The following is a 24796-nucleotide window of genomic DNA, read 5'->3' on the forward strand; positions in this document are numbered from 1 at the left end:
ATTTATTTTGAGGGGGAAATAATATGGATAAGAAAAAATATATTGAAGAAGCAAATAAGATGTTATCGAAAGCATATATTCCGTATTCTAAATTTCCTGTTGGTGCAGCATTAGTTACGAAAGAAGGTAAAATCTATACTGGTTGTAATATAGAAAACGCTTCTTACGGTTTATGTAACTGTGCAGAAAGAACAGCAATATTTAAAGCAGTATCAGAAGGTGAACGCGATTTTAGTTACTTGGTTATTACAGGCGAAACGGATGGACCGATTTCACCATGTGGTGCTTGTAGACAAGTGATAGCTGAATTCTGTGAACCAAAAATGCCAGTTTTACTAACAAATGTAAAAGGCGATGAAAAAGAAGTGACTGTTGAGCAATTACTTCCAGGCGCTTTCTCAATAGAAGATTTAAAATAAATTGAAAAGCCATTCCACAAATATGAATTGTGGAATGGCTTTTTTATTTTTGAAAGTTGAATGTAATATTTTGTTCATATTCTGTTCATAAACTTTGCTTAAAATAATTGCAGCGAATATAGAAAGTTTACAACAGGAGGAATAGAATGAAGAGATTATATAATACGGCATTCATTTACTTAATTATTGGTCTATTATCAGGAGTATTTGCAAGAGAGTATACGAAAGCACAAGGAATTAAAGGGTCCACAATGTTGCAATTGGTGCATACACATGTATTAGTGCTCGGTTTCGTATTCTTTTTAATTGCTTTAGCTTTATGTAAAGTGTTTCATGTACAAGAAACAAAGAGTTTTTGTGCATGGTTTGTTGTTTATAATGTAGGATTAATTTTTACTATTGCTACAATGTTATGGAGAGGTCTTCTACAAGTAAATGGAACTGACTTTAACGGTTTAAGCCATATGGCTGGATTAGGTCATGTTATTATAAGTATCGGGCTCGTTTGGTTTATGATTTTGCTCAAAAAGTCTGTTAAATAGATAGGAGTGGGGAGAGTATGATAGCACTTTTATCAAGTATTGTAGCGGTTTGTATGGCTGTTGGTGTCATGTTTCTGCGCTTTAAAGCAGCGAAAAAACCGGTAACGAAAAAGAAAATTATATTACCGCCAATTTTTATGAGTACTGGTGCAATGATGTACTTCTTACCGGAGTTTCGATTAACATCGTTAGAAATAGTAGAGGCAATTAGTGTAGGACTTATTTTTTCTATATTTCTAATTAAAACAACTAAGCTCGAAATAAGGGCCGAGCATATATTTATGAAACCGTCAAAAGCATTCATATTTATTTTAGTCGGATTATTGGTTGTACGAGTAGCGTTAAAATCATATTTAAGTCAATCAATTGATTTAGCACAGTTAAGCGGAATGTTTTTCTTACTCGCATTTGCGATGATTGTATCGTGGAGAATTGCGATGTATCGCTCGTTTACTAAATTAGAAAAGACAATAAAAAGAGCTGGAATTTCTATATAGGAAATCCAGCTCTTTTTATGTTTTATTGAAATTCTTTAGCGCGGAACTCATTTGCTTAATTTTAAACGTATTTGAGCATCTTGTAATGCCGCTGGTGTAACGTTAAGACCATGTTGATCAACAATTTTTGTATTTAATAAAATGGAATCTAAGCTTCCACGAAATGTTTGTGTATAGTTTTGACGCAACATTTGTTGTTCTTGTTTTTCATCAACTGTTAATCCAGATGCTTTTTCTTTTTTTGATAATTCATTAATACGGAATAAAATGTTTTTCATTTGTTTCACCTCTAGTTAGATTTAATTACATTAGTTACTTACTAATGTATAGTTATTATAACCTATCTTTCATTAAGTGTCAACGACTATGAAAATTTCTTTTTTTATAAGGGTATGGGATGAGAAAGTATGTAAATGACTTACTAATCTTGAAATGGAAAAGATGTTATCATACAATACCTTAGTAGGGTATGTTTTTGTTTTACATGATGAAAGTAATAAGCAAAAAGGAGTATGTAATAATGAATGCAGTAATTTCAAAGAAAGAAATTATCACCTCATATACGATTGCTATTTTATTTATTTTAGCAATGGTAACAGCAGGTGTGTTATTAAATGATCCAGAAGTTATTTTGCCAGAAATAGCAGCAATGGCAATTGCTTTATGGGCGTATCGTGAGCCAGGCTGGTTAAGACAACCAGAAAAAATCTTTATTGCACCGTCAATAACAGCTGTGATTGGTTTTATGGTGAATCAAATGGATATAGCTTATTTAGGGAAAGTAAGCTTAACGCTTGTACTGATGATGCTGTTTTTACGTGGAATTCAATCTAATTTAGCACCGTCCATTGCAACTGGTTTATTACCTTTGGTAACAAACGCGACGGAATGGTCATTTGTTATCGCGGTATTCACTTTAACATTTATATTAATGGTTGGTGTTCTTATATTTAAATTAAACAACGGTATTGAGCGAAAAGTGCATATACAGTATAAATATATGATTGTATTTCTAATACTAAATTTCGTGTGGATCAGTTTATGTTGGATAACTGGTTATGAACAATTAGCAGTTATTCCACCAATATTAGTTGTCGTGTATGAATCACTTCAAAAGCCGATGTACAATGAAAGAATGGCTTTTAAACAAATAGTAGTACTAACTATATCGGCAACTGTTGGAACGGTATTGTATTTTGCAATTGATTCATGGATTATAGTTACATTATTAAATATGATATTGATGCTAATTTTATTGAAAATCGTCGGTGAACGTATTCCGGTAGCGTATGCATTTCCATTATTGCCGCTCGTATTTCCAGATGAAATGATAAAAATGTTACCAGTAGCTTCATTTGTTGCAGGGGTATTTTTATTTGGTGCAGTACTACTGTATAAAAAGTGGGAGATGAAGCAAAAGGGCATGCAAATGTAGAGAAGAAAATACAATTTCTAGTTAGCATAATAAATAGACACCCGCGGGTGTCTATTTTCATTAAATGAAATTTAGCTTAACTCATTTAAGTAATTAACAAGTTCTGTAGCTTTAGAAAAGAATGGTGAATGATCAGCTTCCAAAGTAATTATTTTCGTGCAAGGGGTCTCTGTATTCATTCGGCGCTGAAAATCAATCGAAATCGCTCTATCTAGAGTTGTTTCGATATAAATCCGATTTATAGTTCCAAAATTCTCTTCTGATATTTTTAGCTCTTGTTGGAACGGTCCTAGTGGTTGAGGACGCATTTGATTAAAAGATGATTCTTTAATAGAACCGTCTTCTGTAGCATTTAAAAATGTTTGTTCAATCAACTCTGGTATAAGTTCTGCAGTCAAGTCATTCTCATTTATAGAGAATTGTGGTCCGTTTTCTCCATTTAATTTACTACCAAGACTTTCTCCGTTTTGTGGTAAGAATGCACAAAGATATACTAATTTATCGATTTTATTTGGTATAAGTTCAGCGGTTTGCGTGATCACAATTCCACCCATACTATGTCCAACAAGAATAACTTTTTCGTTTTGTTGATTGATAGTAGTTGTTACTGCATTAACATAGGAATCTAACGATATATTTTGGGATGGAGTCATATCTTTCCCGCTTCCAGGTAAGTCTAGTGTAATAACAGTGTGACCTAAAGCCTCAAGCTGAGGTTTTACTAATTCCCATGCCCATTCACCTTGCCATGCTCCATGTACTAAAACGTAAGTACTCATTTAATCAACACTCCTCTAATGTTTATATGGTTATTTTTTCGTAATATTGATGATGTATAATTAGTTTATATGAAGTGAGTTGATAAATATAATGAAGCTTATTTATAGATGATATAAATATTTTTTATATAAGGAGAACAGAATGAACGTTTTTGATTTTAAAGTTTTTAAATACGTGGCTCGTTTGAAAAGCATTAGTTTAGCTGCTAAGGAATTACATATGACACAGCCGGCTATAACTCATATCATAAATAAATTGGAGAAACGATATGCTTTAACTTTATTTGATCGCTCTAGACAAGGAACTGTTTTAACTGAAAATGGAAAAGAATTTTTAGTTTGTGTAGATCGACTTCTAATCGAGTATGAAAATCTTGAAGAAACAGCTTTAAAATTGAAAAATAAAAGCCTGTATAAGATTGTATTAGCTACTTATCCATCAGTTACTGTATATTGTTTGGCTGAGTGTATCGAATTAGGTAATTTTGATCACAGTCAGTATGTGCTTGCAGTTCGAGAGGGAAGCTATCAAGAAGTTTTAGATTGGTTGTCTTCTGGAAGTGCAGATTTTTCTATTTCTATAAAAGAAAATTTGATACAAGGATTTCATTATGATGTCATTGGTGAAGATCCGTATGTTATGGTTTCTTCAAAGTTTGTTCCATCTAATCTTACTATTAAAGAGTTGAAAAATTATCCTTTCATTATGCCGCTTTCTGGTTGTAAAGAAGTACTTGAACCATATTTGATGAAAAATGAAATAGTAGTTAATAAAGTAATGGAATCAGAGACTATTAGTTCAGCATTAGCACTTGCTTTACAGGTTAACGGTATAACAATTGTTCCAGTATCAGGACTACATAAGCAAATTATTAATGATTTCATTGTGCAACCGATAGAAATTAGAATTCCACGACAACTTATTATGCAGTGGTCACCTAAAAAAGAGAATGATCCACTGTTTCTGGCGTTTGTTATGAATTTACTAAGCCAACTACAACAAAAGAAAAAATGAATAAATAAAATGATACAAAAGGTAAGCTCATTTCACTGTAGCTTACTTTTTGTATGTATTACCAATATAGAGTAGTATCATATAGGCCAATTAAAATGAGTAATATCCCTGCTATAAGCTGAATGTTTTTTCCTACTTTCCGGCTCTTTTTAAGTAGTGCCCCATTTAATCCAAGGTAGGAGATGATAAACATTAATATAACGATAGGGAGAGCAGTTCCTATCGAAAAGAATGTTGGAAATAAGTATCCATAATTATATGAGAAAGATAAAGGAATTAGCGTTCCGAAAAATAGAACGAACATAGTCGGACAGAAAGCTAAGGAAAAGAAGAATCCAAGTGAAAATGAGCCAACTTCATTTTGTTTTCGTATAAATTTGATCGAGAAGAAATTTCTGCTCTTTATAATACCTGCCAACATTAGCCCCATTAAAATTAATAAAGGTCCAATTATTTTTCGTAACGACGGGAAGTACAAAGTTAATATTTGCTGAATCTCTTTTCCTAAAAACCACACGAATAGTCCAAGTGTTGTAAAAGCTATTATTTTTCCTAAAATGAATAACAATATATGTTTCCATGCATGTCCTTTTTGTAAAGATTGATTGCCATAAAGTGTAATAGCACTAATATTTCCTGTTAATTGGCAAGGAGCAAGGGTACCTACTACGCCTAATAAAAACGCAAATAAAAGAGGTACTGATTTCGTAGCATTCGCGACATCCATTAAAGAAGACATGAGTTGATATCTCCATTCACTAATTGTTGAAAACAAGTTATATTCACCCTTCTAATTAAATTGGAATGCTCCCTCTTTCGTAATCTGCTTCCACGTTTTACCCTCATCTGTAGAAAGGAACACATTTGCTTTCAGTGTAGCAAATACTATTTCAGCTGAATTTTGAGGGTTTTGTGATATGTACATAATTGCATCTTTAGCATCTAAAGATGGAGTTTGTATGTTTGTCTCTTCATTTGTAGCAATTGATTTCTTCGTTATGATTTGTTTATTGATAGGGGCGTAAATAACATCTTCATTACTTAATGTAACTGCTGTCGATTCAAGTGATGTAGAGAATAGTTCAAATGTATTTCCGTAATCTGTAGATAAGTAAACACCGTCTTTAGCACTTACCGCGACTACACTAACTTGATCCGGATGTACGGAAAAGGAATGAATCGTACTTGAAAGACCTTTTAACTTACTATTTTTCCAATCTTGTCCGTTGTTTGTACTGAAATAAAAACCTTGTTGTAATTTAGAATTAGGACGTTCGTTGTATAAATAAATTGCTTCCGTATTGTATCCGACAGCAAGGTTATGAAAATCAGATTCTCCATAGAACGCTAGCTTTTCAAGGGTATTACCGCCATCAGAGCTTTTCATTAACCCTAAAGGATTTTTTAAATTTGCACCTGGTTCAGGATGTCCGCTGGCAAAAAATCCATTTTTCGTTGCCTGAAAGCCCATATAATCGTGTAACTGTGTAGTAGTCTCAAACCATTTTCCATTTTGATAAACTTTTATCCCGCTATGAGTGGCGATAGAAATCCCAGGCATATTTCCTGCATAGCCAATTCCATGAATGTGCTCGATTTTTCCAGATGTAGTTTCCTTATAGAAGTTTTGCGGACTCGTATTTACTGTTTCTGTATGTTTTGGCTGAGATTGCACCGTGTCTTTCTTCACTGGTGCTGTTTCGGCGTTGCTAGAACATCCTGAAATTATGAATAAAGAAGTAATTGCTAATCCTTTTGCCACATAATGCTTCAAATTTGTAGGCTCCTTTCCTATATATGAGATTTTAAGTATATGGAATAAATGTCAAGAAATTGTGGAGTGGTATGCATAATTAAGCTTGAAAGGGGCCCTAATAATGAAAATTTTCCTTTCTCTATGAGTACTATTAATTGACGAAAAATTATAACAATAATAGAATAATTGTATTGGATAATTAGATTTACAAGCATACATAGAACGCTAGGGGGATTATTATGAAATCAACATTTTTTGCTCAAAATAGAGAACGATTAGTAAACATATTACCAGATGAATCTATTACTATTTTATTTGCTGGACAAGCACCTCACATGTCAGCGGATGCACATTATAAATTTGTGCCGAATCGAAATTTTTACTATGTAACAGGAATCGATGAACCAAATGTTATTTTCATGTTGAAGAAGTTTGGAAATAGTGTGGAAGAAACACTTTTCATTGAAAAGTCAGATCCAGTAATGGAAAAATGGGTTGGTAAAACAGTTTCTAACGAGGAAGCAGAGAAAATTTCAGGTATAAAGAAAGTTGTATATTTAGATAGCTTTGAAAAGACAATGTCAAATATACTTTTTACAGAGAATGTGAAGCATCTGTATTTAGATTTAGAGCGTCGTGAGTGGAATGGAGCGGAGACAAAAACGCTTGCGTTTGCTAAACATGTAAGAGAACAGTATCCACACGTTTTAATTGGTAATGTATATCCGCATATTTGTGAATTACGAGTGTTTAAAACAGAAGAAGAAATTGAAATTATTAAAGAAGCGATTGCTGTAACGAAAGAGGGCATTTACAACGTACTTAAGCATGCAAAAGCTGACATGATGGAGTATGAATTAGAAGCTCAGTTTGATTTCACTCTGAAATCATCCGGCATTAAGCATCATGCGTTCAATACAATTTTGGCAAGTGGAAAAAATGCTACAGTTCTTCATTATGAAGATAATGATGCACAAATTCAAAATGGTGATTTAGTACTGCTAGATTTAGGCGCTCAAAAAGACTACTATAATGCTGATATTAGTTATACATTCCCGGCAAATGGAACATTCTCTAGTCGCCAAAAACAAATGTATAATATTGTATTAAAAGCATTGAAAGAAACAACGAAACTCATTAAGCCAGGAGTAAAGTTTGCTGCATTAAATGAGCATACAAAAAAGGTACTGGCAGAAGAGTGTAAAGCAATTGGTTTAATTCAAGAAGACGAAGAGTTATCGAAATACTATTATCACGGTGTCAGCCATTTCCTTGGTTTAGATACGCATGATGTAGGAACATATAAAGAGAGAGTGTTAGAAGAAGGTATGGTTATAACAATTGAACCTGGTCTTTATATTGAAGAAGAATCAATTGGAATTCGTATTGAAGATGACATTCTTGTAACGAAAGACGGACATGAAAACTTGTCAAAAGATATCATTAGAGAAGTTGAAGAGATTGAAACGTTTATGAGAGAAAATAATGTGAATGTAAAAGAAGATGAAGTTGTTACAAAATAATCATTAGTAGAGGCGCTCAATTTTGGGCGTCTTTTTATTTGATCCATTGCACATCTCCATATTTTCTTGAAAATCATTTTTTATAATGATTTTGAAAAAGAAAAAGGAGGGGTTTTCCATGAAGCGATTTGTATTAACAACAGTTACAGTCTCTGTAATATCTTTAATTGCTACATGTTCTTTGACGACAAATACAGCAGGTGATCATAAAAATATGAATGAGATACTTTGAGCTTAAAACCAGGTGAAGAATATGAAACAGCCTTTGTAGCAGACAATCCGGGTGATTGGATGTTCCACTGTCATGATTTACACCATGTTTCAGCAGGGATGGTAACGGAAGTGAAATATACAGATTATAAATCTGATTATGTTCCGGACTCTAACATTCCTGATTAATCTGAATGATGCGAAAATACGCAGTTTATAATGATGTAAAGCAGTTATCTTAATAGATGGCTGCTTTTATATATAATGTTGTGAATGGGGAATATTATTTTTATAAAAGTTTAGACAATAAGAGGGAGCTATCCTGTAGAAAGAGTTTACCAGATGAAAATATTTTTGATTAGAAGTGGGTAGATTTAATGTATTATATTGTAGTTTTAAGAGGTTAAATATTTATATTTGACCATTCTATTATTTTGTACTACAATTCGTAGTGTGAAAGGAGAACTGGTATATTTAATCAAAAGTATAAGTGAAGAAGGTCTAAATTATGATTTTTTTATTTTTGTACTATTGATTATAGGTATTTTTTTTGAAAAATAAAACTACATTATGTAGTGTTAAATTGAAGGAATGAGAAGATTTTCAGAGTGTGATGGATGTAAGTTTCCTTTATTACTAGATATAGATGGTGGAAAATAAATAGGAATTCAATATGAATAATAAAAGAAAAGATATTTTTGCTGAATAGTTAGAATGAAAAATTAATATAAAAACATAATGCTATTTGAATGTGATTATAGGAAGGTGTTATATACTTATGAAAAAATTTTTAGCTAGTGTAGCAGTAGCTTCTGTTACAGGAAGTACATTTATTAATACTGCTCAAGCAGAAAATGTTGTTATACAAAAAGACATGAGGCATGAGCAATCTACTGCTGTAGTAAGATATGAAAATCAAGTAGCAGTAAATACGAATGTTCTACGCGTCCGCATACAGCCAAATATGTCTAGTGCAATAATGGGACGCGTGTATGAAGGAGAAGTTTTACAAGTTATTGGAGAAGAAAACGGTTGGTTGAAAATTAATCATATAGGAGAAATTGGCTATGTAAGTGGTGAATTTGTTTCGGGAAATGGTGTATCAGCGAAGACGAATGTAAGCATGAGTCTTAGTAAAACTGTAACTGCTAATGTATTACGTGTTCGCACACAACCGAATACATCTAGTGCAATAATGGGGCGCGTGTATGAAGGGAAAGTTTTACAGGTTATTGGAGAAGAAAACGGTTGGTTGAAAATTAACCATAATGGAAAATTAGGTTATGTAAGCAGTCAATTTGTGATAGACAGTGGCTCAAATGGAAGTGACAATAACAATGGAAAATTTCAAGTAGCGAGTGGGGATTACAAAGTTAACGTATCCTCCCTCCGCGTTCGTACAGGTCCAAGTACTTCCCATACGATTTTAGGCTCTATGTATAAAGGACAAGTTGTTCCAGTGACTGGTGAAGTGCAAGATTGGTTCAAAATTAACTATAAAGGACAAGACGCTTATATTAGTAAAGATTACATTTCAAAGAGTGGCTCTAATGTAGATGCAGACAAAACAAATGAACAACAAAATAATGTTACGGTTCAATCTGACGGTACATACATTGTAGACGCTACTTCTTTACGTGTGCGTACAGGTCCTGCTATTAACCATAGTGTAATTGGTGGTGTATTAAACGGACAAACATTGCAAGTAACTGGCGTTGAAAATGGCTGGTTGAAAATTAAGCATAATGGAAGAACTGGTTATGTAAGTAGTGAATATGTAAATTTCATTAAAGGCGGTACACCATCAATACCTGAAACCAGTAATCCATCTACTGGAGCAACAGTTGGTGACTACTATGTTAACGTAAACATGTTAAATGTAAGAAGTGGCGCTGGTGCAAATCATGGTGTAATCGGTGCATTATCAAAAGGAATAAAAGTACAGGTTCTATTTGAACAAAATGGCTGGTTGAAAATTAATTACAACGGTAAAAATGGTTATGTATCAAGTAAATTTCTATCAAAAACAAGTGAGACTGATGCAGAGAAGCAGCGGCAATCCCAAGAGGTAAATAAAACAAATGACTTTATTCAACCAGCTCCAGGAAGATATACCTCTAGATTTGAGAAACGTGGTGGGCAAATGCATCACGGATTAGATATTGCTGCTTCAGGAACAGTGCCGGTTGTTGCTGCCGCAGAGGGTGTAATCACTCGCTCTTATTATTCTACAAGCTATGGTAATGTTGTGTTTATTTCTCACAATATTAACGAACAAACATATACGACTGTATATGCTCATTTAAAGAGCCGTTCTGTTTCTCCTGGTCAAAAAGTGAAGCAAGGACAACAACTTGGCATAATGGGGAATACAGGACAATCTGAAGGACAGCACTTACATTTTGAAATCCATAAAGGTGAATGGAATGCACAAAAGAGCAATGCAATAGATCCAAATACATATATTAGTTAAGGGAAGATGTATTATCTCAAGATTGAATTGTAGACTTTCTCAAGCAAAGAGAATTGAATATCTATGAAATTAATAAGTTATCAATTATGTAGATTTAGAAGTTTTGGACTAACGATTCAAAGTGTTTTTTATCTGCATCTGTTAAGAAATAAAAATAATGAAATCGATTCCCTCTAATGTGATGAAATAGTAGAGGGGATCGATTATAGCTGCTAATGTTTATGCTGTTCTTCTGTGGAAGAGGTGGGCGGGATATGCTCTGGGAACGTTACAAATATAGTCAGGATAATTACTATACCAATTGAGAGTAATAATGGAAAATGTCGCTGAATAAAAGCAGAAAAACTTTCTAATAAAAACTGCATTATACATGACATAGTTATTGTAATAGTAAGTAAAATACTAATGAACAGTATACTATGAGCTTGTTGAGCGTTTAGCATTTCGGTAATCATTGCTCCCATCATACTTGCCATTAATCCAGAGAACATTCCTTCTAAAGCAGTGTACAGGTGAAAACGTAGACCGATAAAAAAGCCGATAAATCCACTAATTAAAATAGCAAGCAAAGTAGAATAGAGTAATTCTCCTTTAAATAGAATACCTAAATAAAAACCTATACTTAATCCGATACACATACTAAAAGCCATAATAAATACCATATACTCCATTAGGGTACCACTACGTTTAGTAATATATGATGTAATAAAAATCGAGACACAACAAAGTGTTAAGGCAGTTAATGTGTAAGCAAACATCATGATACCTCCCTGTCCTATCGTTCACTTCATCATATGTGTATTTATGTTAATTTATATCTGCATATTATCTGCACAATTTCATGAATGTAAGCAAGTGGACGCTTGATTTTTCAGGGCGTCTTTTTTGATTGTAAGCATGAGAAAGAAATTGTTATATAATGAGTTTCTATTGTGAAGCCATAAAGAATAAGCGTATAATATTATAGGTCTCCCATTTGCGAGACAAACCGCGAATGATAGATAAGATTGTTGTTTTATCATCGCTTCTAAACATATATACAATGAAAGTACCACTGGAATACAGATAGGGAGTTATAAAATGAAATTAATTATTGCCGAGAAACCAGATCAAGGTTTGGCTCTAGTTTCACAGTTTAAATATCGCCGGAAAGATGGATATTTAGAAGTAGAAGCGAATGAGTTATTTCCAAATGGAGCGTACTGTACATGGGCAATTGGTCATTTGACGCAGTTATGTAATCCAGAGCATTATCACGAAGAGTGGAAAAAGTGGTCACTTAATACGTTACCGATGATTCCAGAGCGTTTTCAATTTGAAGTAACAAAGTCGAAGTATAAACAGTTTAACATTGTGAAACAGCTGTTACATAATCCGGGGGTAACAGAAATTATTCACGCGGGCGATGCTGGACGTGAAGGGGAATTAATCGTACGAAACATTATTAATCTTTGTAACGTGCAAAAGCCGATGAAGCGTCTTTGGATTTCATCTTTAACGAAACAAGCTATATACCAAGGGTTTAAAAATTTACTAGATGAAGCAGATACAATCAATACGTACTATGAGGCATATACAAGGTCATGTGCGGACTGGGTCGTTGGTATGAATGCATCGCGTGTCTTTAGTATTTTGCTAAAGAAAAAAGGAATGAATGATGTATTTTCAGCTGGTCGTGTACAAACACCGACACTTGCATTAATCGTAAAGCGTGAAAAAGAAATAGAAAACTTTAAGTCTGAGCCATTTTGGGAAGTGTTCGCAACCTTTAATATAGAAGGAAAGAAGTATGAGGGGAAATGGGAGAAGGATAGTGAATCCCGCTTAAAAGACCCTGATATGGCAAATAAAATTGCAGCATTTTGCCAAGGGAAACCGGCTGTAGTAAAAGAAATGAAAACGGAGCGTAAAGAGTTTCAGCCACCGTTTTTATTTAATTTATCAGCACTGCAAGCGACTGCTAATAAAGCTTTTAAATTTTCACCGAAAAAGACGCTTGATATAACACAAGCACTATATCAAAAAGGGATAGTTTCTTATCCGCGTTCGGATTCTAACTATGTTACACAAGGAGAAGCAGCGACGTTCCCTGATATTTTACAGAAGTTAAGTCAGTTTGATGAATATAAAGGGTTATTACCAGCACCAATTGAATCGATTATGAATAATAAGCGTTATGTGAATGAAAAAAAAGTTACAGATCACTACGCTATTATTCCGACAGAGCAAGTTACAAATCCAAGCAAACTATCAGGTGATGAAAAGAAAATTTACGACATGATCGTAAGAAGACTGATTGCGGCGCATTATGAAGTAGCAATCTTTGACTACACAACGATTACAACTCTTGTAGACGAACGTGCTGAATTCATTTCAAAAGGAAAACAGCAAATTCAAGAAGGTTGGCGTAAAGTTATTTTCCAAGACGATAAAGATGACGAAACAATTCTTCCAATTGTAGCTGAAGGTGAACAAGGAAAAGTTGTAAAGGTGAAAGTGAAAGAGGGGAAAACACAGCCGCCGAAGCGTTATACAGAAGGACAACTTATTACGTTAATGAAAACGGCCGGTAAGTATTTAGAGAATGAAGAGCTGGAGAAAGTATTAAAGAAAACAGAAGGTTTAGGTACTGAGGCAACGCGTGCAGGTATTATTACGATGCTGAAAGACCGTAAATATATAGATGTGCAGAAGAACCAAGTGTACGCAACCGATAAAGGAAAAGTATTAATTACCGCAATCGGAGACAAAATACTAGCTTCACCAGAAATGACAGCGAAATGGGAGCAGCGCCTGGCAGAAATCGGGGAAGGCACAGCATCCCCAGCTACATTTATGGAACAAACGAAAAAGCTATCAGCTAAAATTATTGAAGATGCAGTGGAAATGTCGGAGAAATGGAATTTCACTGGATTACATGTTGAATCGATTGAGCGAAAAGGATCGAAATTTACAACAGGTAAAAAGGTTGGTAGTTGTAAAAAATGTGATGGAGATGTGATTGATAAGTCAACGTTTTACGGTTGTTCTAACTACAACACGACACAATGTGATTTTACCATCTCAAAGAAGATATTAAGCAAAACAATTTCGCAAAAGAATATGACAAAGCTCTTAAAAGGTGAAAAGACCGATTTAATTAAAGGGTTTAAAAAGGGCGAGAAAACGTTTGATGCGAAGTTAGAGTGGAAAGATAATAAGATGAATTTTGTGTTTGAGAATTAAGTTGTTTCAACAAATAAAAAAAATATGATAATTAAACTGTATCCTATAGAATAGACACTTAAAAAAGTCTATACTATAGGATATTTTTTTTGAATAAGTAGTACTATATATTTTTATTTGAAATGAAATATACAATAAAAAAATCTTTATAATTGATAATTTTTTATTGTAAAACAATAAATTATGTATTAAAATCAATATCATAATAAATCAGTGAGATGCTTTTTATAGAAAGGTAACAACGCTGTTTTTTATTAGAGGAGGTAAAACTATGAACAATCACAACTTGATTATTGAAAATATGGATAACCCTCATGAGTTGGAGAGAATGTATAGAAAAGACCCGAAAGCTTTTAAAAAGTCATTCTCACAAGCATGGGATGAAAACCCTGATTCTCAGGTGCTAGCTGCTTGGTATGAAAGGTTGCATTTCAAGGGAAAGACAAATGCAGTAAAAATATCACTGTTTCAAAAAGGCTTCTTATTCATGGGCATGTTAGCTATTTTAGCTGGGTTAAGCACAAGAATCATTTTCCACTTTGTAGAGCAGGAAGCAATTGCTCCAATTAACCTAGCTTTTGGTGTAATTCCTTTTATTGCTGCTTATTTTATTTACAATAATACTCCGAAAAAAAGTATTATTTATTTCCTTGCGGCGCTGTTTCTAATTGTTGGGTTGTACCTTAATATGTTGCCATTAAATTATAAAGACAGCAGTATCCTTGTGTATTTACATCTTCCTATATTGTTATGGGTCTTATTGGGACTTGCGTTTACAGGAAATGAATATTCAAAAGGCAGTACAAGGTTAGCATATATAAAATTTAATTTAGAATATTGTCTTCTCTACGCAAGCATGGCAGTGAGCGGAATGATACTAGCAGTATTAACCATGCGTTTATTTAGCTTTGTTGACTTGGATATAGGAGAATTCTATTTTAGTAATGTTGTTTTATTTGGTGCTGCTGCTCTCGCTATAGTGGCTGCATATTTGGTATCAATGAATCTAAAACTTGCTAAAAATATTACACCATACATATCTAAAATTTTTAGTCCTCTCGTCCTAATCACATTGTTGATCTATCTTATAACGGTTATATGGGTCGGGAAAAATCCGTTCTTGGACCGCAATTTCCTAATGGCCTTTAATGGAATACTCCTTGGTGTATTAGCTGTTACTATATTTTCTATCGTTGAGAGTGACTCAGAAGAGAAAAAGAGCATTTCAGATTATATAAATTTTGCCTTAATTGTTCTTGCACTTATTATTGATACTGTAGCTTTGTCAGCTATCGTATTTAGACTGTCTTCTTACGGGGTTACACCTAATAGACTTGCTGTTTTAGGCGTAAACATACTGGTTTGGGCAAATCTCATTTGGATAATGTTTTCCTATATGCGTTTTTTACAAAACAAATCAGGACCGACAGCTATCCAAGATGCCGTTACGAAGTATTTGCCAATCTACGGAGTTTGGGCGGCTTTCGTTATATTTACTTTTCCTATAATTTTTAATTAGAAAGGCTTTGTTAACCTAACGACAAAATTGTTAAAAGAGGATGATAGATATCATCTTCTTTTAACTGTATAGAAAAACATATTGAAATTATTTTGATGTAAAATATAATAAATTTAGATAATCAAATAAAAACTTCTTATTAAGAGAGGTGGAGGGACTGGCCCTTTGAAACCTCAGCAACCTAATGTTATATAAAGGTGCTAAATCCTGTAGGATCTAAAAGTCCTAATAGATAAGAAAATGGGTATAAGTAAACCTTCTTCTTATTTTGAAGAAGGTTTTTTCTCATTTAAATAGAGGTTTTGAAAGGTGGTGAGGAAGAATTAAAGAAAATATACAAGGGGAGAATGGAGGGCGCAGTGAATAATGAAGTTGAGAATTTAAAAGAGAATAGCACAAGCATTTGGAGCAATAAAGTTTTTTCTTATTTTTTCTTAGCAAGTTGCATTTCTTTAGTAGGTAATTCTATGGTTACGCTCGTTTTACCGTTATGGGTAATGAAATTAACGAACTCTCCATTACTTGTTTCTGGGGTAAACATTGCAATTGCAACGGCGGCGATTTTGTTTGCACCTGTAACAGGAACGTTAGCAGATCGAATGTCGAGAAGAAAGCTTATGATAATTGCGGATGTTATGAGATGTATTGTTATGATTCTCATCGCGGCAATAGCATTTTATAATAATATGTTGTACATTCCATTACTAATTTTACTGATAATACGTTCAATTGGGAGTTCCTTATTTACACCAGCTTCAAATGCAGCATTAGTAACATATGTGGAAGAAAAGCATGTTCAACAGGCGATTACGCTGAGGCAAATATCAATACAAATCATATCGGTTACCATTCCTTTAATAGCGAGTTTTTTAATTAGTATTTTTAGTTTTCATGGAGTATTTGTATTAGATTCACTCACATTCTTTATATCTTTTTTAATTTTAATGAACATCAAATTTCCACGTGAATTGAAAGTAGAAAAGAAAAAGCCTTTTTACGAAGACTTTAAAGAGGGTTTCTCCATATTTAATAGTAATCAATCATTGAAAACATTGCTTATGAGCGCTGCGGTTATTAATTTACTTGGAGCGGCGTGTATGCTTTCACTACAAGTAATAGTTGTTAGAGAAATGGACCTTTCTACGGGATGGTATAGTATAGTTTTTGCGGCATCACCGATAGGGATTTTAATAGGAGCATTTATTACTAAAAAGATTCGTACATATAAAACGATTACGACTGCTTTTATATGTACTGCTATCATGGGGATTTTTAATGCTGCAATGGGTACGACGTTAAATCCGGTATTATTTTCAGTTTATTATTTTTTATCAGGAATTGCATTTGGAGTGAGTAATGTATATTTTGGAGTACTGTATAGAAAATTAATTCCAAATGAAGTGCAAGGAAGATTTTTCGGTTTTTTAAGTTCGTTATTATTAGTATCAACTCCAGTTGGAATTGCAATAACAGGGTATTCATTAGAGTCAATTTCAGCTTCTATTCTATTTATTATAATTGGTATTATTACGTTTTTAGTTTCGGTTATTTCATTTGTAATGATAAATAAGAAATAAGTGTTGTATGAGATTTTTCAAAAATAAAAAACGTCCTAAAGCAGGACGTTTTTTATTATGTATATTGTTGTTTTTTCTTAATAAGTAACAATACTTGTGAAACACAAGCTAGTACTGGCAACTCAATTAACGGTCCAATAACGAGAGCAAGAGCGATAAGAGGCTCATCTGGAAAAGCAGTTACAGCAATAGCAAGTGCAACAGGTGAGTTTCTGGCTAATGTTGTTAAGTTTAGACTTACTGTATCTTTATAAGATAAACGCATCATGCGTCCGATAAATTGTCCTAGTACAAAATTAATGATGAAAAACAATAGAACAGGAATGAGTAATAGTAAAACGACATTCATATTTTGTAGTAAATATTTACCTTGTGATGCAAACATCGCTACGATTGCTAAACTTAAAAATACAATTTGAGCAGAGCTGAAAAATGGAATGAGTTTATTCTCGAGTGTTTCAGTTTTTTTCAGTTTATTCATAATGAACTTTGTAGCGTGTGCAAGTAAAAATGGTAAGACGATTACGATAACAATGCTTTCTACTAAAACAGAAACCGCTACAGTCTTCATGACACCAGCAAATAAAAATAAATAAATGGGAAGGAGTAGTACTTGCAATATTAAATTTACAGGCAAAATAGCAGTAGAAAGTGCTACATTTCCTTTCGCTATTTCAGTAAAGATTAAGTACCAATCTGTACATGGAGTAACCATTAACATAATAAATCCAACCCAAAGTGCTGGGTGATCTGAAAGAAATAGTGCTCCTAACCCCCAAGCGAGTAAAGGTGTCCATACAAAATTAATAGTAAGGCTCGTCCCAGCGAATTTTAAATTACGGAATCCATTTTTTATTTCTTTCAATGGAATGCTGAGGAATAATCCATACAGCATGAAAAATAAGAATGGGACAATAAAGTGCTCTGAATACATATGTATCAAATTAAATTGTCCGAGTACGATGCCGCATGTAACAGCAAAAAGAATAATAAAAGTTTGAATTTTTTCTATAGTGCTCATGAGTAAATCCTTTCTAAATATGTATTGCCCTCTCTACATCCATTATACAAACAATAAAGTTACAATGGGTCTTTTAATTGTATTGCAGTTTTTGTTTTTAATTCGAGATATTATTTTTTATTTAGAGTTACTTGACTAAAGTAAGTAACTGTATTACAATCACTTACATAAGGTAATTAAATAACAAAAAGTTTTTTGTGTTTGTACTTAAGGTATCTATTGGAACTTTTTATTAGAATAAGAATTTTTCTGATGATGAATAATGAATATGATAAGAAAGTTTAGGTGAATAAAATGGGATTATTTAGCTCGTTATTTGGTAAAAAAGAAGAAAATACAAAAGTAGAGGGGAATAAAACAATGTCAAAAGTATTATTTGTAAAAGCAAACGATCGTCCAGCGGAGCAAGCAGTTAGTTCAAGAATGTATGAAACATTTGTAAGTGCTTATAGAGAAGCGAATCCAAATACAGAAATTACGGAATTAGATTTATTCGCATTAGATCTTCCATATTACGGAAATATCGCTATTTCAGGTGGATACAAACGTAGTCAAGGAATGGAGTTAACAGCAGAAGAAGAGAAGGCTGTAGCTACGGTAGATCAATATTTAAATCAGTTTTTAGAAGCTGATAAAGTTGTATTTGCCTTTCCACTATGGAACTTCACAGTGCCAGCGCCGTTAATTACGTATATTTCATATTTATCTCAAGCTGGAAAAACGTTTAAATATACAGCAAATGGCCCAGAAGGTTTAGCTGGTGATAAGAAAGTCGTTGTATTAGGTGCACGTGGTTCAGATTACTCTTCAGAACAAATGGCTCCTATGGAAATGGCCGTTAATTATGTAACGAATGTGCTTGGGTTCTGGGGAATTACAAATCCAGAGACTGTTGTAATTGAAGGGCACAACCAATATCCAGATCGCTCACAACAAATTGTTGAAGAAGGTTTAGAGAACGTTAAGAAAGTAGCGGCGAAATTTTAATTAATTGATAGTAAAATGGAAAAACCAACATGGATGACCATGTTGGTTTTTTAGTCTATTTTTTATGTTAAAAAATGTATATTTATAAAATAAAAGAAAAGTTTGAAAATAGTATTGCAAAATATTATATAGCAAACTATAATGAGTTCAAGAATAGTTGATACTTAAATTAAATATTCAGAAAATTCAATTAGTTAAAATTGGAAAATAAGATAAGGAAATTTGAATGGGGGTTATATTATGGCGAATAAAGTACCGTTTTCGTTCATAGTAGTTATTGGATTAATGTTATTTGCACTATTTTTTGGAGCAGGAAATTTAATATTCCCGGCAATGCTTGGTCAATCGGCAGGAGAGAATGTATGGATTGCTAATGCTGGATTTTTAGTAACGGGTGTCGGATTACCATTACTAGGAGTATTAGCATTTGGTTTTTCGGGTAAAGATGATTTACAGTCATTAGCAAGTCGTGCTCACCCAGTGTTCGGGATTGTGTTTACAACAGTTTTATACTTAGCGATTGGCCCGTTATTTGCAATACCAAGAACAGGAAATGTTTCTTATGAAATTGGTCTTAAACCGTTTATGCCAGAGGGATTTGGTTCTACACCTTTAATTCTTTTCACAATTGTATTCTTTAGCATCACTTGTTTTTTTTCGCTAAATCCTGCGAAAATTGTCGATATTGTTGGAAAAATCTTAACGCCAATTAAATTAACATTCATCGGTATTTTAGTAATCGTTGCTTTTATTCACCCGATTGGAGAAATGCAAGCACCAGTTGAAGCTTATACATCACACGCATTCTTTAAAGGATTCCAAGAAGGATACTTAACGATGGACACGCTTGCATCATTCGTATTCGGAATCATCATCATTAATGCAATTAAAGAAAAAGGTGCAAAAACGAAAACACAAATTATGGTTGTTTGTGCAAAAGCGACAATCATTGCAGCATCAATTTTAGCAATTATCTATACAGCTCTTTCTTATATGGGTGCTTCAAGTGTTGCAAAGCTTGGACATTTAGAGAACGGTGGAGAAGTATTAGCGAAAGTTTCTAACTACTATTTTGGATCATATGGCGGAGTATTATTAGGATTAATGATTACAGTAGCGTGTTTAACAACTAGTGTGGGACTTGTATCAGCATGTTCTTCATTCTTCCATAAGTTATTCCCAAGTGTTCCTTACAAAGCAATTGCAATCATGCTATGTGTATTTAGTGCAATTGTTGCAAACGTAGGATTAACACAATTAATTGCAGTTTCTGTTCCAGTATTAACAGCAATTTATCCACTAGCAATCGTATTGATTTTCCTAACATTCTTCCATTCATTATTCAAGGGAAGAGCTGAAGTTTATCAAGTGAGCTTAACTATAACATTTATTATCAGTTTATTCGATGGATTAAGTGCAGCTGGAGTTAACATTGAAGTAGTAAGTCAAGTATTTACTAAATTCCTTCCGATGCAGGAAGTAGGATTAGGCTGGATCTTCCCAGCGATTATCGGTGGATTTATCGGATATGGCATTAGCGTTTTAAAAGAAAAAAATCAAGTTCAACCAGCAGCAAACACAAATAAGAAAATAAGTTAAATAAAAAAGTTATAGAACTTGTTTCTATAACTTTTTTTGTTACTATTGATAGGGATAGAAAAAATAAAGTAGTAGGGGAAATAAAATGAAAAAAACAATTGATCATATCGGCATCGCAGTTCGAGATATAGATAGTACGATACGTTTTTATGAAAAGGTGTTGTTAGGAACTTTAATAGATCGTTACGTAAGTGAAGCTCCTGGTGTTGAAAGTGAAGTAGCCATTCTTGAAGTGGATGGAGATAGAATTGAATTACTCGCACCAACGAATAATACGACTTCACCAATTGCCAGATTTATAAAACAAAAAGGTAAAGGTGTTCATCACGTTGCATATCGTGTCGATGATTTAGATGTAGCTTTAGAAGAATTAAAAGAACAAGGTATTCGAACGTTAGAGCATACACTTCGGATTAATAAGCACGGTAGAAGGTTAATTTACCTTAACCCAGCGGATACAGAGGGAACAATCATTGAGTATTGTGATTATCCGGAAGAGAAGTAGAGAAATTTTATGATGGAAGAAAGGCATTACGTAATAACGTAATGCCTTTTTTATTTATGTATTTCACACTTTCTTCACAAATGATTCACGATTACTTTTCTTCTTCAGGAACTTACATAAATATATTTTATGATATAATAACAATCGACTTTAAAAATGTAAGTTGTGTCTATGAAGGTAGTTACTATTGTATTGGAAGTTAAGAGGTGAGAGAGAAATAAAAGAGTTACACTGTATAGAAATTTATATTTAATTAGGTTAATATTTCGCCGGAGAATTGAACTTGGGAAGTTTAAGGAATGAAAGTATAGCGATGAGGAAGAAAGAAGTGAAATGATTGTGAAAGTAATGAAAAGGTTAGGGGCATTGCTATTAATTGCATGTGTGCTTATTATATCGATACCAAAAAGTGCATCTGCTCATGCGTACATTGTGAAATCAAACCCTGCTGAAAATGAAACGTTAAAGAAAGCGCCAGCTGTTGTGAAAATTGAATTCGATGAGGATATACAAGTTTCGCATTTTAATACATTGTTTGTAAGAGATACATCAGGTACAAGAGTAGATTCAAAAGATGCTCATATCGATAAGAAAAATAAAAAAATATTAGAAGTAGGGTTAAAAGAAAACTTAAAAAACGGACTCTACTCTATTCAGTGGAAAGTGATTTCTGCTGACGGGCATCCTATTCAAGGAGTTATTCCGTTCCGAATTGGATCAGAGGAAGCGGGAGCAGACGATGTACAGGTAGAAGAGATGGGATATGTCCCGCAAATAGATATGATTATGGAACGTGGCGTTTTATATACAAGTTTCTCACTATTTATAGGAGTGCTATTCTTTAATCTTATTATGTATAAAGGGAATGCAAGCTCGGTTCGATCTAGGAGTAAAAAAATAATATGGATCTCATTAATTGGTATATTCATTAGTTTACTATTCAATCTACCATTGCAAGCAAAAATAAATGCGGATGTTTCATGGCTAGAAGCATTCGATCCTTTACTATTAAAAGAAACGTTACAGCTTTCCGTTTTTAGTTACGTATGGTTCACTCAAATGACTCTTATTAGTTTACTTATAATCGTTACGTATTTCGCGATGAAGTGTGAGAAGCTATCGTCGTTTAAAGTATGGAGCATTCCAATAGTATTGTTTATTGGGATACTTGTTATGAAAGCCTTTAATAGTCACGCATATGGTTTAAAGTTTAAAGATATTGCAGTCGTTATGGATTTTCTACATTTATTTGCAGCTTCACTATGGATTGGCGGTCTATCATCCATTATTCTTCTTTTACGTAAAGAAGGTGATAAGTGGAATATGTATTGGGATATGATTAAGCGTTTTTCACCGTGGGCGACAGGTGCTGTCATTGTGATTTTAATAACAGGCCTTTTTAACAGTACATTTTTTATTCCAACAATCCACTCGTTATTTGATACGAAGTATGGATTAGCTTTATTAGCGAAGATACTTTTATTCATTTTCATGGGAATATTGGGAATTGTTCACTATGTGAAAGGGAAAATGAGAGCGGAGCAAGGATTAGGCACTACGATGAAAGTAGAGTTTATCATCGGAATTATCATCTTTGTCATCGTAGCTTTTATGACAAACGTACAAACACCGCCGATGCCTCCTACTGGACCGTTTACAGAGAGTAAGCAATTAGATAATGGGTATGAACTTACTTTACATGTAAGTCCTAATAAAGTAGGACAGAATATATTTCATATTACTTTAAAGGATGAAAACGGACAACCCGTTACTGATATGGAGCAAATTATTTTAACTACTCAATCATTAGATATGAATATGGGAAAAGGTTCATTTAAAGTTTCGGCCGTTTCACCAGGAGAATATGAAGCGGAAGGTATGTATATTAACATGACAGGAAACTGGAATATACAAGTGCACGGATTAACAAAATCTCTTGATAGTTTTGATACGGATTATAAATTTATAGTAGGTGGCAGATAAAGAGAAGGTATAGATAAAAAGGAGCTAATAGAAAATGAAACGTATAAAAAAATTAGGAACAACAATGATCGCAACAATAATTGCAATGGGAATTTTTTCGTTACCTGTTAGTGCTCACGTAACTGTGCAACCAGCAACTTCTGACATTGGCTCTTGGGAGACTTACACAATAAAGGTACCAGTTGAAAAAAATGAGGCAACGACAAAAGTTACACTGAAAATCCCGTCTGGCGTTGAGTTTCAGCAGTATGAACCAGTACCAGGATGGAAAGTGGAAGAACAAAAAGATACAGATGGAAAAGTTAAAACTGTAGTATGGGAAGCGACAGGAGAAGGGATTTTATCTGGTCAGTTCCAACGATTTACTTTCGTTGCTAAAAACCCAAATAAAGAACAAAAAATAGTTTGGGATGCATATCAACAATATAAAGACGGAGAAATTGTTGAATGGACAGGCGATGAAAAAGCTGAAAAACCTCATTCACTTACTACAATTGCAAAAGGTACGTCATTAACAGGAGAACATGGAGAAGTGTCTAATGTAGAAAAGAATGAAGGTACTAGTCATATGCAAACAATAGCAATTGTTTTATCTATTTTGGCGATTGTATCGTCGGTGGGAACGTGTATTTTTGTAGTCCGTCGTAAACGATAAGTAACATTGAAAGGTCTCATCAAGAGTAATGAGACCTTTTTATTAGATTTATGGATTAGTAAGAATGAGGATACTGGCACTATCGCAGTCAGTACATAATGAAATTTATTGATGCACGGAAATCAATTGACAGTTACTCTGTCTTCCGGCAGGAAATCATGTTCTAGCCAATTTTCGATTAAACTATTAAATAGGTTTGGGTTTGCTAAAGGAATTCCATGACCGATGTTAGAAATAATAATACCTGTGCAATTAGGGTTGCTTTTAATAATTTCAGTCACCGATTTTTTCATGATATTTTTTTCTTTTTCTCCAACCGTTACTAATATGTTGCTACTAGCATTTTCAAAACCTTTTGGTATTGTAAACGACATATTTTCTTCTAATATCCTCATAAATGTATTTTTACTTATTTGACAACTATCATGATAATAGTTGTCAAAGTTTGTTCCATCTATGTACATTGATTTTGCTTGTATTTTGGAAAACGTCTTACTCTTTATAAGGGAGTAGGTTAAGCCAAGGGAGTTTATTAATGCTTTAGCAAAAGGAATTGGTTGGACTAAGGCACTATTTATCATGGCATATTGGATTAAGTCAGGTTGTATGCTAAGCATGGCAATCAACACTTGAGCACCTAATGAAAATCCAATTACTATAACAGTTTTTCCTTGTCCTTTTTCTTCAATTAGTTCAATGATTTTTTTAGCACTAAAATTTATTGAGAAATGATCTTTATTTCTGTTTTTCCCTTGCTCAGGTAAATCAGGAACAAGGCAGTGAAAGTTAGTAAAATGTTTAATTTGTTTGTCCCACATCCATCCACTGACTCCGCCTCCGTGAATAAAAACCATAAGTGGAGAGCTTGTATCTCCAAATTCTCTATAATGTAAAACCATATAACTCCCCCTTATAATTGGAATTGTAAGTCCATCCATGTGTACTATAATATTTTTACTACTTAATTATCATCATACAATAAAAAAGAAAAAATTTCCTTTTGCTAAGGTTCTAAGTGACTGTACTCATAAAATGATAAAAAAGAAAGAGCCTACAAACAGTAGGCTCTTTCTCAA

The 24796-nt window shown here is 33.4% G+C and carries 22 protein-coding genes, 1 pseudogene and 1 riboswitch; of the genes and pseudogenes, 16 read left to right on the forward strand and 7 right to left on the reverse strand.

From position 1 onward, the window contains the following. Nucleotides 1-23: 23 nt before the first annotated feature. The 3 genes from KZZ19_RS09160 (at nt 24) to KZZ19_RS09170 (ending at nt 1458) form a co-directional block, all read left to right on the forward strand. Nucleotides 24-419, forward strand: coding sequence for a cytidine deaminase (locus KZZ19_RS09160; RefSeq protein WP_000358539.1), 396 nt, complete (start codon nt 24-26; stop codon nt 417-419). A 146-nt stretch (nt 420-565) separates the two neighbouring features. Beyond that, nucleotides 566-961: a DUF2871 domain-containing protein gene (locus KZZ19_RS09165; protein WP_088096015.1), complete on the forward strand. Its 396-nt coding sequence runs from the start codon at nt 566-568 to the stop codon at nt 959-961. Between the two features lie 17 nt (nt 962-978). Further along, nucleotides 979-1458 carry a CcdC family protein gene (locus KZZ19_RS09170; protein WP_088096016.1) on the forward strand — a complete coding sequence of 160 codons (480 nt, stop codon included), beginning with the start codon at nt 979-981 and terminating at the stop codon, nt 1456-1458. 47 nt (nt 1459-1505) lie between these two features. Here KZZ19_RS09170 and KZZ19_RS09175 read toward each other — a convergent pair whose 3' ends face one another. Further along, nucleotides 1506-1736, reverse strand: a complete 231-nt coding sequence (locus KZZ19_RS09175; RefSeq protein ID WP_063224254.1) for a DUF896 domain-containing protein — start codon at nt 1734-1736, stop codon at nt 1506-1508. 242 nt (nt 1737-1978) lie between these two features. On the opposite strand from KZZ19_RS09175, the gene KZZ19_RS09180 reads away from it, so the two are divergent. Beyond that, complete coding sequence (locus tag KZZ19_RS09180) at nt 1979-2893, forward strand: hypothetical protein (RefSeq protein WP_237981389.1); 915 nt, start codon at nt 1979-1981, stop codon at nt 2891-2893. Between the two features lie 71 nt (nt 2894-2964). Here KZZ19_RS09180 and KZZ19_RS09185 read toward each other — a convergent pair whose 3' ends face one another. Beyond that, nucleotides 2965-3672 (reverse strand): alpha/beta fold hydrolase, encoded by a 708-nt coding sequence (locus tag KZZ19_RS09185; protein ID WP_237981388.1) that lies wholly within the window; start codon nt 3670-3672, stop codon nt 2965-2967. 142 nt (nt 3673-3814) lie between these two features. On the opposite strand from KZZ19_RS09185, the gene KZZ19_RS09190 reads away from it, so the two are divergent. After that, nucleotides 3815-4687: a LysR family transcriptional regulator gene (locus KZZ19_RS09190; RefSeq protein WP_237981387.1), complete on the forward strand. Its 873-nt coding sequence runs from the start codon at nt 3815-3817 to the stop codon at nt 4685-4687. A 58-nt stretch (nt 4688-4745) separates the two neighbouring features. Here KZZ19_RS09190 and KZZ19_RS09195 read toward each other — a convergent pair whose 3' ends face one another. After that, nucleotides 4746-5462: a sulfite exporter TauE/SafE family protein gene (locus KZZ19_RS09195; RefSeq protein WP_237981386.1), complete on the reverse strand. Its 717-nt coding sequence runs from the start codon at nt 5460-5462 to the stop codon at nt 4746-4748. Nucleotides 5463-5477: 15 nt separating this feature from the next. After that, nucleotides 5478-6461 (reverse strand): F510_1955 family glycosylhydrolase, encoded by a 984-nt coding sequence (locus KZZ19_RS09200; RefSeq protein WP_237981385.1) that lies wholly within the window; start codon nt 6459-6461, stop codon nt 5478-5480. 221 nt (nt 6462-6682) lie between these two features. Between KZZ19_RS09200 and KZZ19_RS09205 the strand changes: the two genes are divergently transcribed. The 3 genes and pseudogenes from KZZ19_RS09205 to KZZ19_RS09215 all read left to right on the forward strand — a co-directional run bounded on the left by KZZ19_RS09205 (nt 6683) and on the right by KZZ19_RS09215 (nt 10649). Next, entirely contained in the window at nt 6683-7966 is a 1284-nt protein-coding gene (locus KZZ19_RS09205) for an aminopeptidase P family protein (protein WP_237981384.1), read from the forward strand. 222 nt (nt 7967-8188) lie between these two features. After that, a pseudogene (locus tag KZZ19_RS09210) lies at nt 8189-8365 on the forward strand (multicopper oxidase domain-containing protein); the annotation flags it as partial. Between the two features lie 589 nt (nt 8366-8954). After that, nucleotides 8955-10649 carry an SH3 domain-containing protein gene (locus KZZ19_RS09215; RefSeq protein WP_237981383.1) on the forward strand — a complete coding sequence of 565 codons (1695 nt, stop codon included), beginning with the start codon at nt 8955-8957 and terminating at the stop codon, nt 10647-10649. Between the two features lie 212 nt (nt 10650-10861). Here KZZ19_RS09215 and KZZ19_RS09220 read toward each other — a convergent pair whose 3' ends face one another. Then, nucleotides 10862-11407, reverse strand: a complete 546-nt coding sequence (locus KZZ19_RS09220) for a hypothetical protein (RefSeq protein WP_237981382.1) — start codon at nt 11405-11407, stop codon at nt 10862-10864. A gap of 322 nt (nt 11408-11729) precedes the next feature. Between KZZ19_RS09220 and topB the strand changes: the two genes are divergently transcribed. From topB to KZZ19_RS09235, 3 genes are all read left to right on the forward strand, one after another. Continuing rightward, on the forward strand, nt 11730-13874 hold the full coding sequence (gene topB, locus KZZ19_RS09225) for a DNA topoisomerase III (protein WP_237981381.1): 2145 nt from the start codon (nt 11730-11732) through the stop codon (nt 13872-13874). 271 nt (nt 13875-14145) lie between these two features. Further along, the gene (locus KZZ19_RS09230; protein WP_237981380.1) at nt 14146-15393 is read left to right on the forward strand and encodes a DUF4153 domain-containing protein; all 1248 of its coding nucleotides are present in this window, start codon (nt 14146-14148) and stop codon (nt 15391-15393) included. 133 nt (nt 15394-15526) lie between these two features. After that, nucleotides 15527-15632, forward strand: a riboswitch (SAM riboswitch). Nucleotides 15633-15740: 108 nt separating this feature from the next. Next, nucleotides 15741-16970: an MFS transporter gene (locus KZZ19_RS09235; RefSeq protein ID WP_265413091.1), complete on the forward strand. Its 1230-nt coding sequence runs from the start codon at nt 15741-15743 to the stop codon at nt 16968-16970. A gap of 55 nt (nt 16971-17025) precedes the next feature. On the opposite strand, the gene KZZ19_RS09240 is transcribed toward KZZ19_RS09235, so the two are convergent. Next, on the reverse strand, nt 17026-17991 hold the full coding sequence (locus KZZ19_RS09240; RefSeq protein WP_237981378.1) for an arsenic resistance protein: 966 nt from the start codon (nt 17989-17991) through the stop codon (nt 17026-17028). A 294-nt stretch (nt 17992-18285) separates the two neighbouring features. On the opposite strand from KZZ19_RS09240, the gene KZZ19_RS09245 reads away from it, so the two are divergent. The 5 genes from KZZ19_RS09245 to KZZ19_RS09265 all read left to right on the forward strand — a co-directional run bounded on the left by KZZ19_RS09245 (nt 18286) and on the right by KZZ19_RS09265 (nt 23720). Further along, nucleotides 18286-18978 (forward strand): FMN-dependent NADH-azoreductase, encoded by a 693-nt coding sequence (locus KZZ19_RS09245; protein WP_098343049.1) that lies wholly within the window; start codon nt 18286-18288, stop codon nt 18976-18978. Between the two features lie 240 nt (nt 18979-19218). Continuing rightward, the gene (gene brnQ, locus KZZ19_RS09250) at nt 19219-20577 is read left to right on the forward strand and encodes a branched-chain amino acid transport system II carrier protein (RefSeq protein ID WP_237981377.1); all 1359 of its coding nucleotides are present in this window, start codon (nt 19219-19221) and stop codon (nt 20575-20577) included. 85 nt (nt 20578-20662) lie between these two features. Next, complete coding sequence (locus tag KZZ19_RS09255) at nt 20663-21082, forward strand: VOC family protein (RefSeq protein ID WP_000750833.1); 420 nt, start codon at nt 20663-20665, stop codon at nt 21080-21082. A gap of 333 nt (nt 21083-21415) precedes the next feature. Continuing rightward, nucleotides 21416-23065, forward strand: coding sequence for a copper resistance CopC/CopD family protein (locus KZZ19_RS09260; RefSeq protein ID WP_237981376.1), 1650 nt, complete (start codon nt 21416-21418; stop codon nt 23063-23065). A 34-nt stretch (nt 23066-23099) separates the two neighbouring features. After that, complete coding sequence (locus KZZ19_RS09265; RefSeq protein ID WP_237981375.1) at nt 23100-23720, forward strand: YcnI family copper-binding membrane protein; 621 nt, start codon at nt 23100-23102, stop codon at nt 23718-23720. A gap of 122 nt (nt 23721-23842) precedes the next feature. On the opposite strand, the gene KZZ19_RS09270 is transcribed toward KZZ19_RS09265, so the two are convergent. Next, complete coding sequence (locus tag KZZ19_RS09270; protein ID WP_237981374.1) at nt 23843-24619, reverse strand: alpha/beta fold hydrolase; 777 nt, start codon at nt 24617-24619, stop codon at nt 23843-23845. Nucleotides 24620-24796 lie beyond the last annotated feature (177 nt).

Origin of the sequence: Bacillus thuringiensis (assembly GCF_022095615.2) — a bacterium.
GTDB classification, from domain to species: domain Bacteria; phylum Bacillota; class Bacilli; order Bacillales; family Bacillaceae_G; genus Bacillus_A; species Bacillus_A cereus_AG.

Excerpts from the sequence above, each read along its gene's own strand:
- KZZ19_RS09270 (WP_237981374.1), bottom strand. The coding sequence starts at position 24,619 with ATGGTTTTACATTATAGAGAATTTGGAGATACAAGCTCTCCACTTATG.
- KZZ19_RS09220 (WP_237981382.1), bottom strand. The coding sequence starts at position 11,407 with ATGTTTGCTTACACATTAACTGCCTTAACACTTTGTTGTGTCTCGATT.
- KZZ19_RS09230 (WP_237981380.1), top strand. The coding sequence starts at position 14,146 with ATGAACAATCACAACTTGATTATTGAAAATATGGATAACCCTCATGAG.
- KZZ19_RS09265 (WP_237981375.1), top strand. The coding sequence starts at position 23,100 with ATGAAACGTATAAAAAAATTAGGAACAACAATGATCGCAACAATAATT.
- KZZ19_RS09260 (WP_237981376.1), top strand. The coding sequence starts at position 21,416 with ATGATTGTGAAAGTAATGAAAAGGTTAGGGGCATTGCTATTAATTGCA.
- KZZ19_RS09175 (WP_063224254.1), bottom strand. The coding sequence starts at position 1,736 with ATGAAAAACATTTTATTCCGTATTAATGAATTATCAAAAAAAGAAAAA.
- brnQ (WP_237981377.1), top strand. The coding sequence starts at position 19,219 with ATGGCGAATAAAGTACCGTTTTCGTTCATAGTAGTTATTGGATTAATG.
- KZZ19_RS09165 (WP_088096015.1), top strand. The coding sequence starts at position 566 with ATGAAGAGATTATATAATACGGCATTCATTTACTTAATTATTGGTCTA.
- KZZ19_RS09240 (WP_237981378.1), bottom strand. The coding sequence starts at position 17,991 with ATGAGCACTATAGAAAAAATTCAAACTTTTATTATTCTTTTTGCTGTT.
- topB (WP_237981381.1), top strand. The coding sequence starts at position 11,730 with ATGAAATTAATTATTGCCGAGAAACCAGATCAAGGTTTGGCTCTAGTT.
- KZZ19_RS09255 (WP_000750833.1), top strand. The coding sequence starts at position 20,663 with ATGAAAAAAACAATTGATCATATCGGCATCGCAGTTCGAGATATAGAT.
- KZZ19_RS09235 (WP_265413091.1), top strand. The coding sequence starts at position 15,741 with ATGGAGGGCGCAGTGAATAATGAAGTTGAGAATTTAAAAGAGAATAGC.
- KZZ19_RS09170 (WP_088096016.1), top strand. The coding sequence starts at position 979 with ATGATAGCACTTTTATCAAGTATTGTAGCGGTTTGTATGGCTGTTGGT.
- KZZ19_RS09205 (WP_237981384.1), top strand. The coding sequence starts at position 6,683 with ATGAAATCAACATTTTTTGCTCAAAATAGAGAACGATTAGTAAACATA.
- KZZ19_RS09185 (WP_237981388.1), bottom strand. The coding sequence starts at position 3,672 with ATGAGTACTTACGTTTTAGTACATGGAGCATGGCAAGGTGAATGGGCA.
- KZZ19_RS09160 (WP_000358539.1), top strand. The coding sequence starts at position 24 with ATGGATAAGAAAAAATATATTGAAGAAGCAAATAAGATGTTATCGAAA.
- KZZ19_RS09180 (WP_237981389.1), top strand. The coding sequence starts at position 1,979 with ATGAATGCAGTAATTTCAAAGAAAGAAATTATCACCTCATATACGATT.
- KZZ19_RS09190 (WP_237981387.1), top strand. The coding sequence starts at position 3,815 with ATGAACGTTTTTGATTTTAAAGTTTTTAAATACGTGGCTCGTTTGAAA.
- KZZ19_RS09245 (WP_098343049.1), top strand. The coding sequence starts at position 18,286 with ATGGGATTATTTAGCTCGTTATTTGGTAAAAAAGAAGAAAATACAAAA.
- KZZ19_RS09215 (WP_237981383.1), top strand. The coding sequence starts at position 8,955 with ATGAAAAAATTTTTAGCTAGTGTAGCAGTAGCTTCTGTTACAGGAAGT.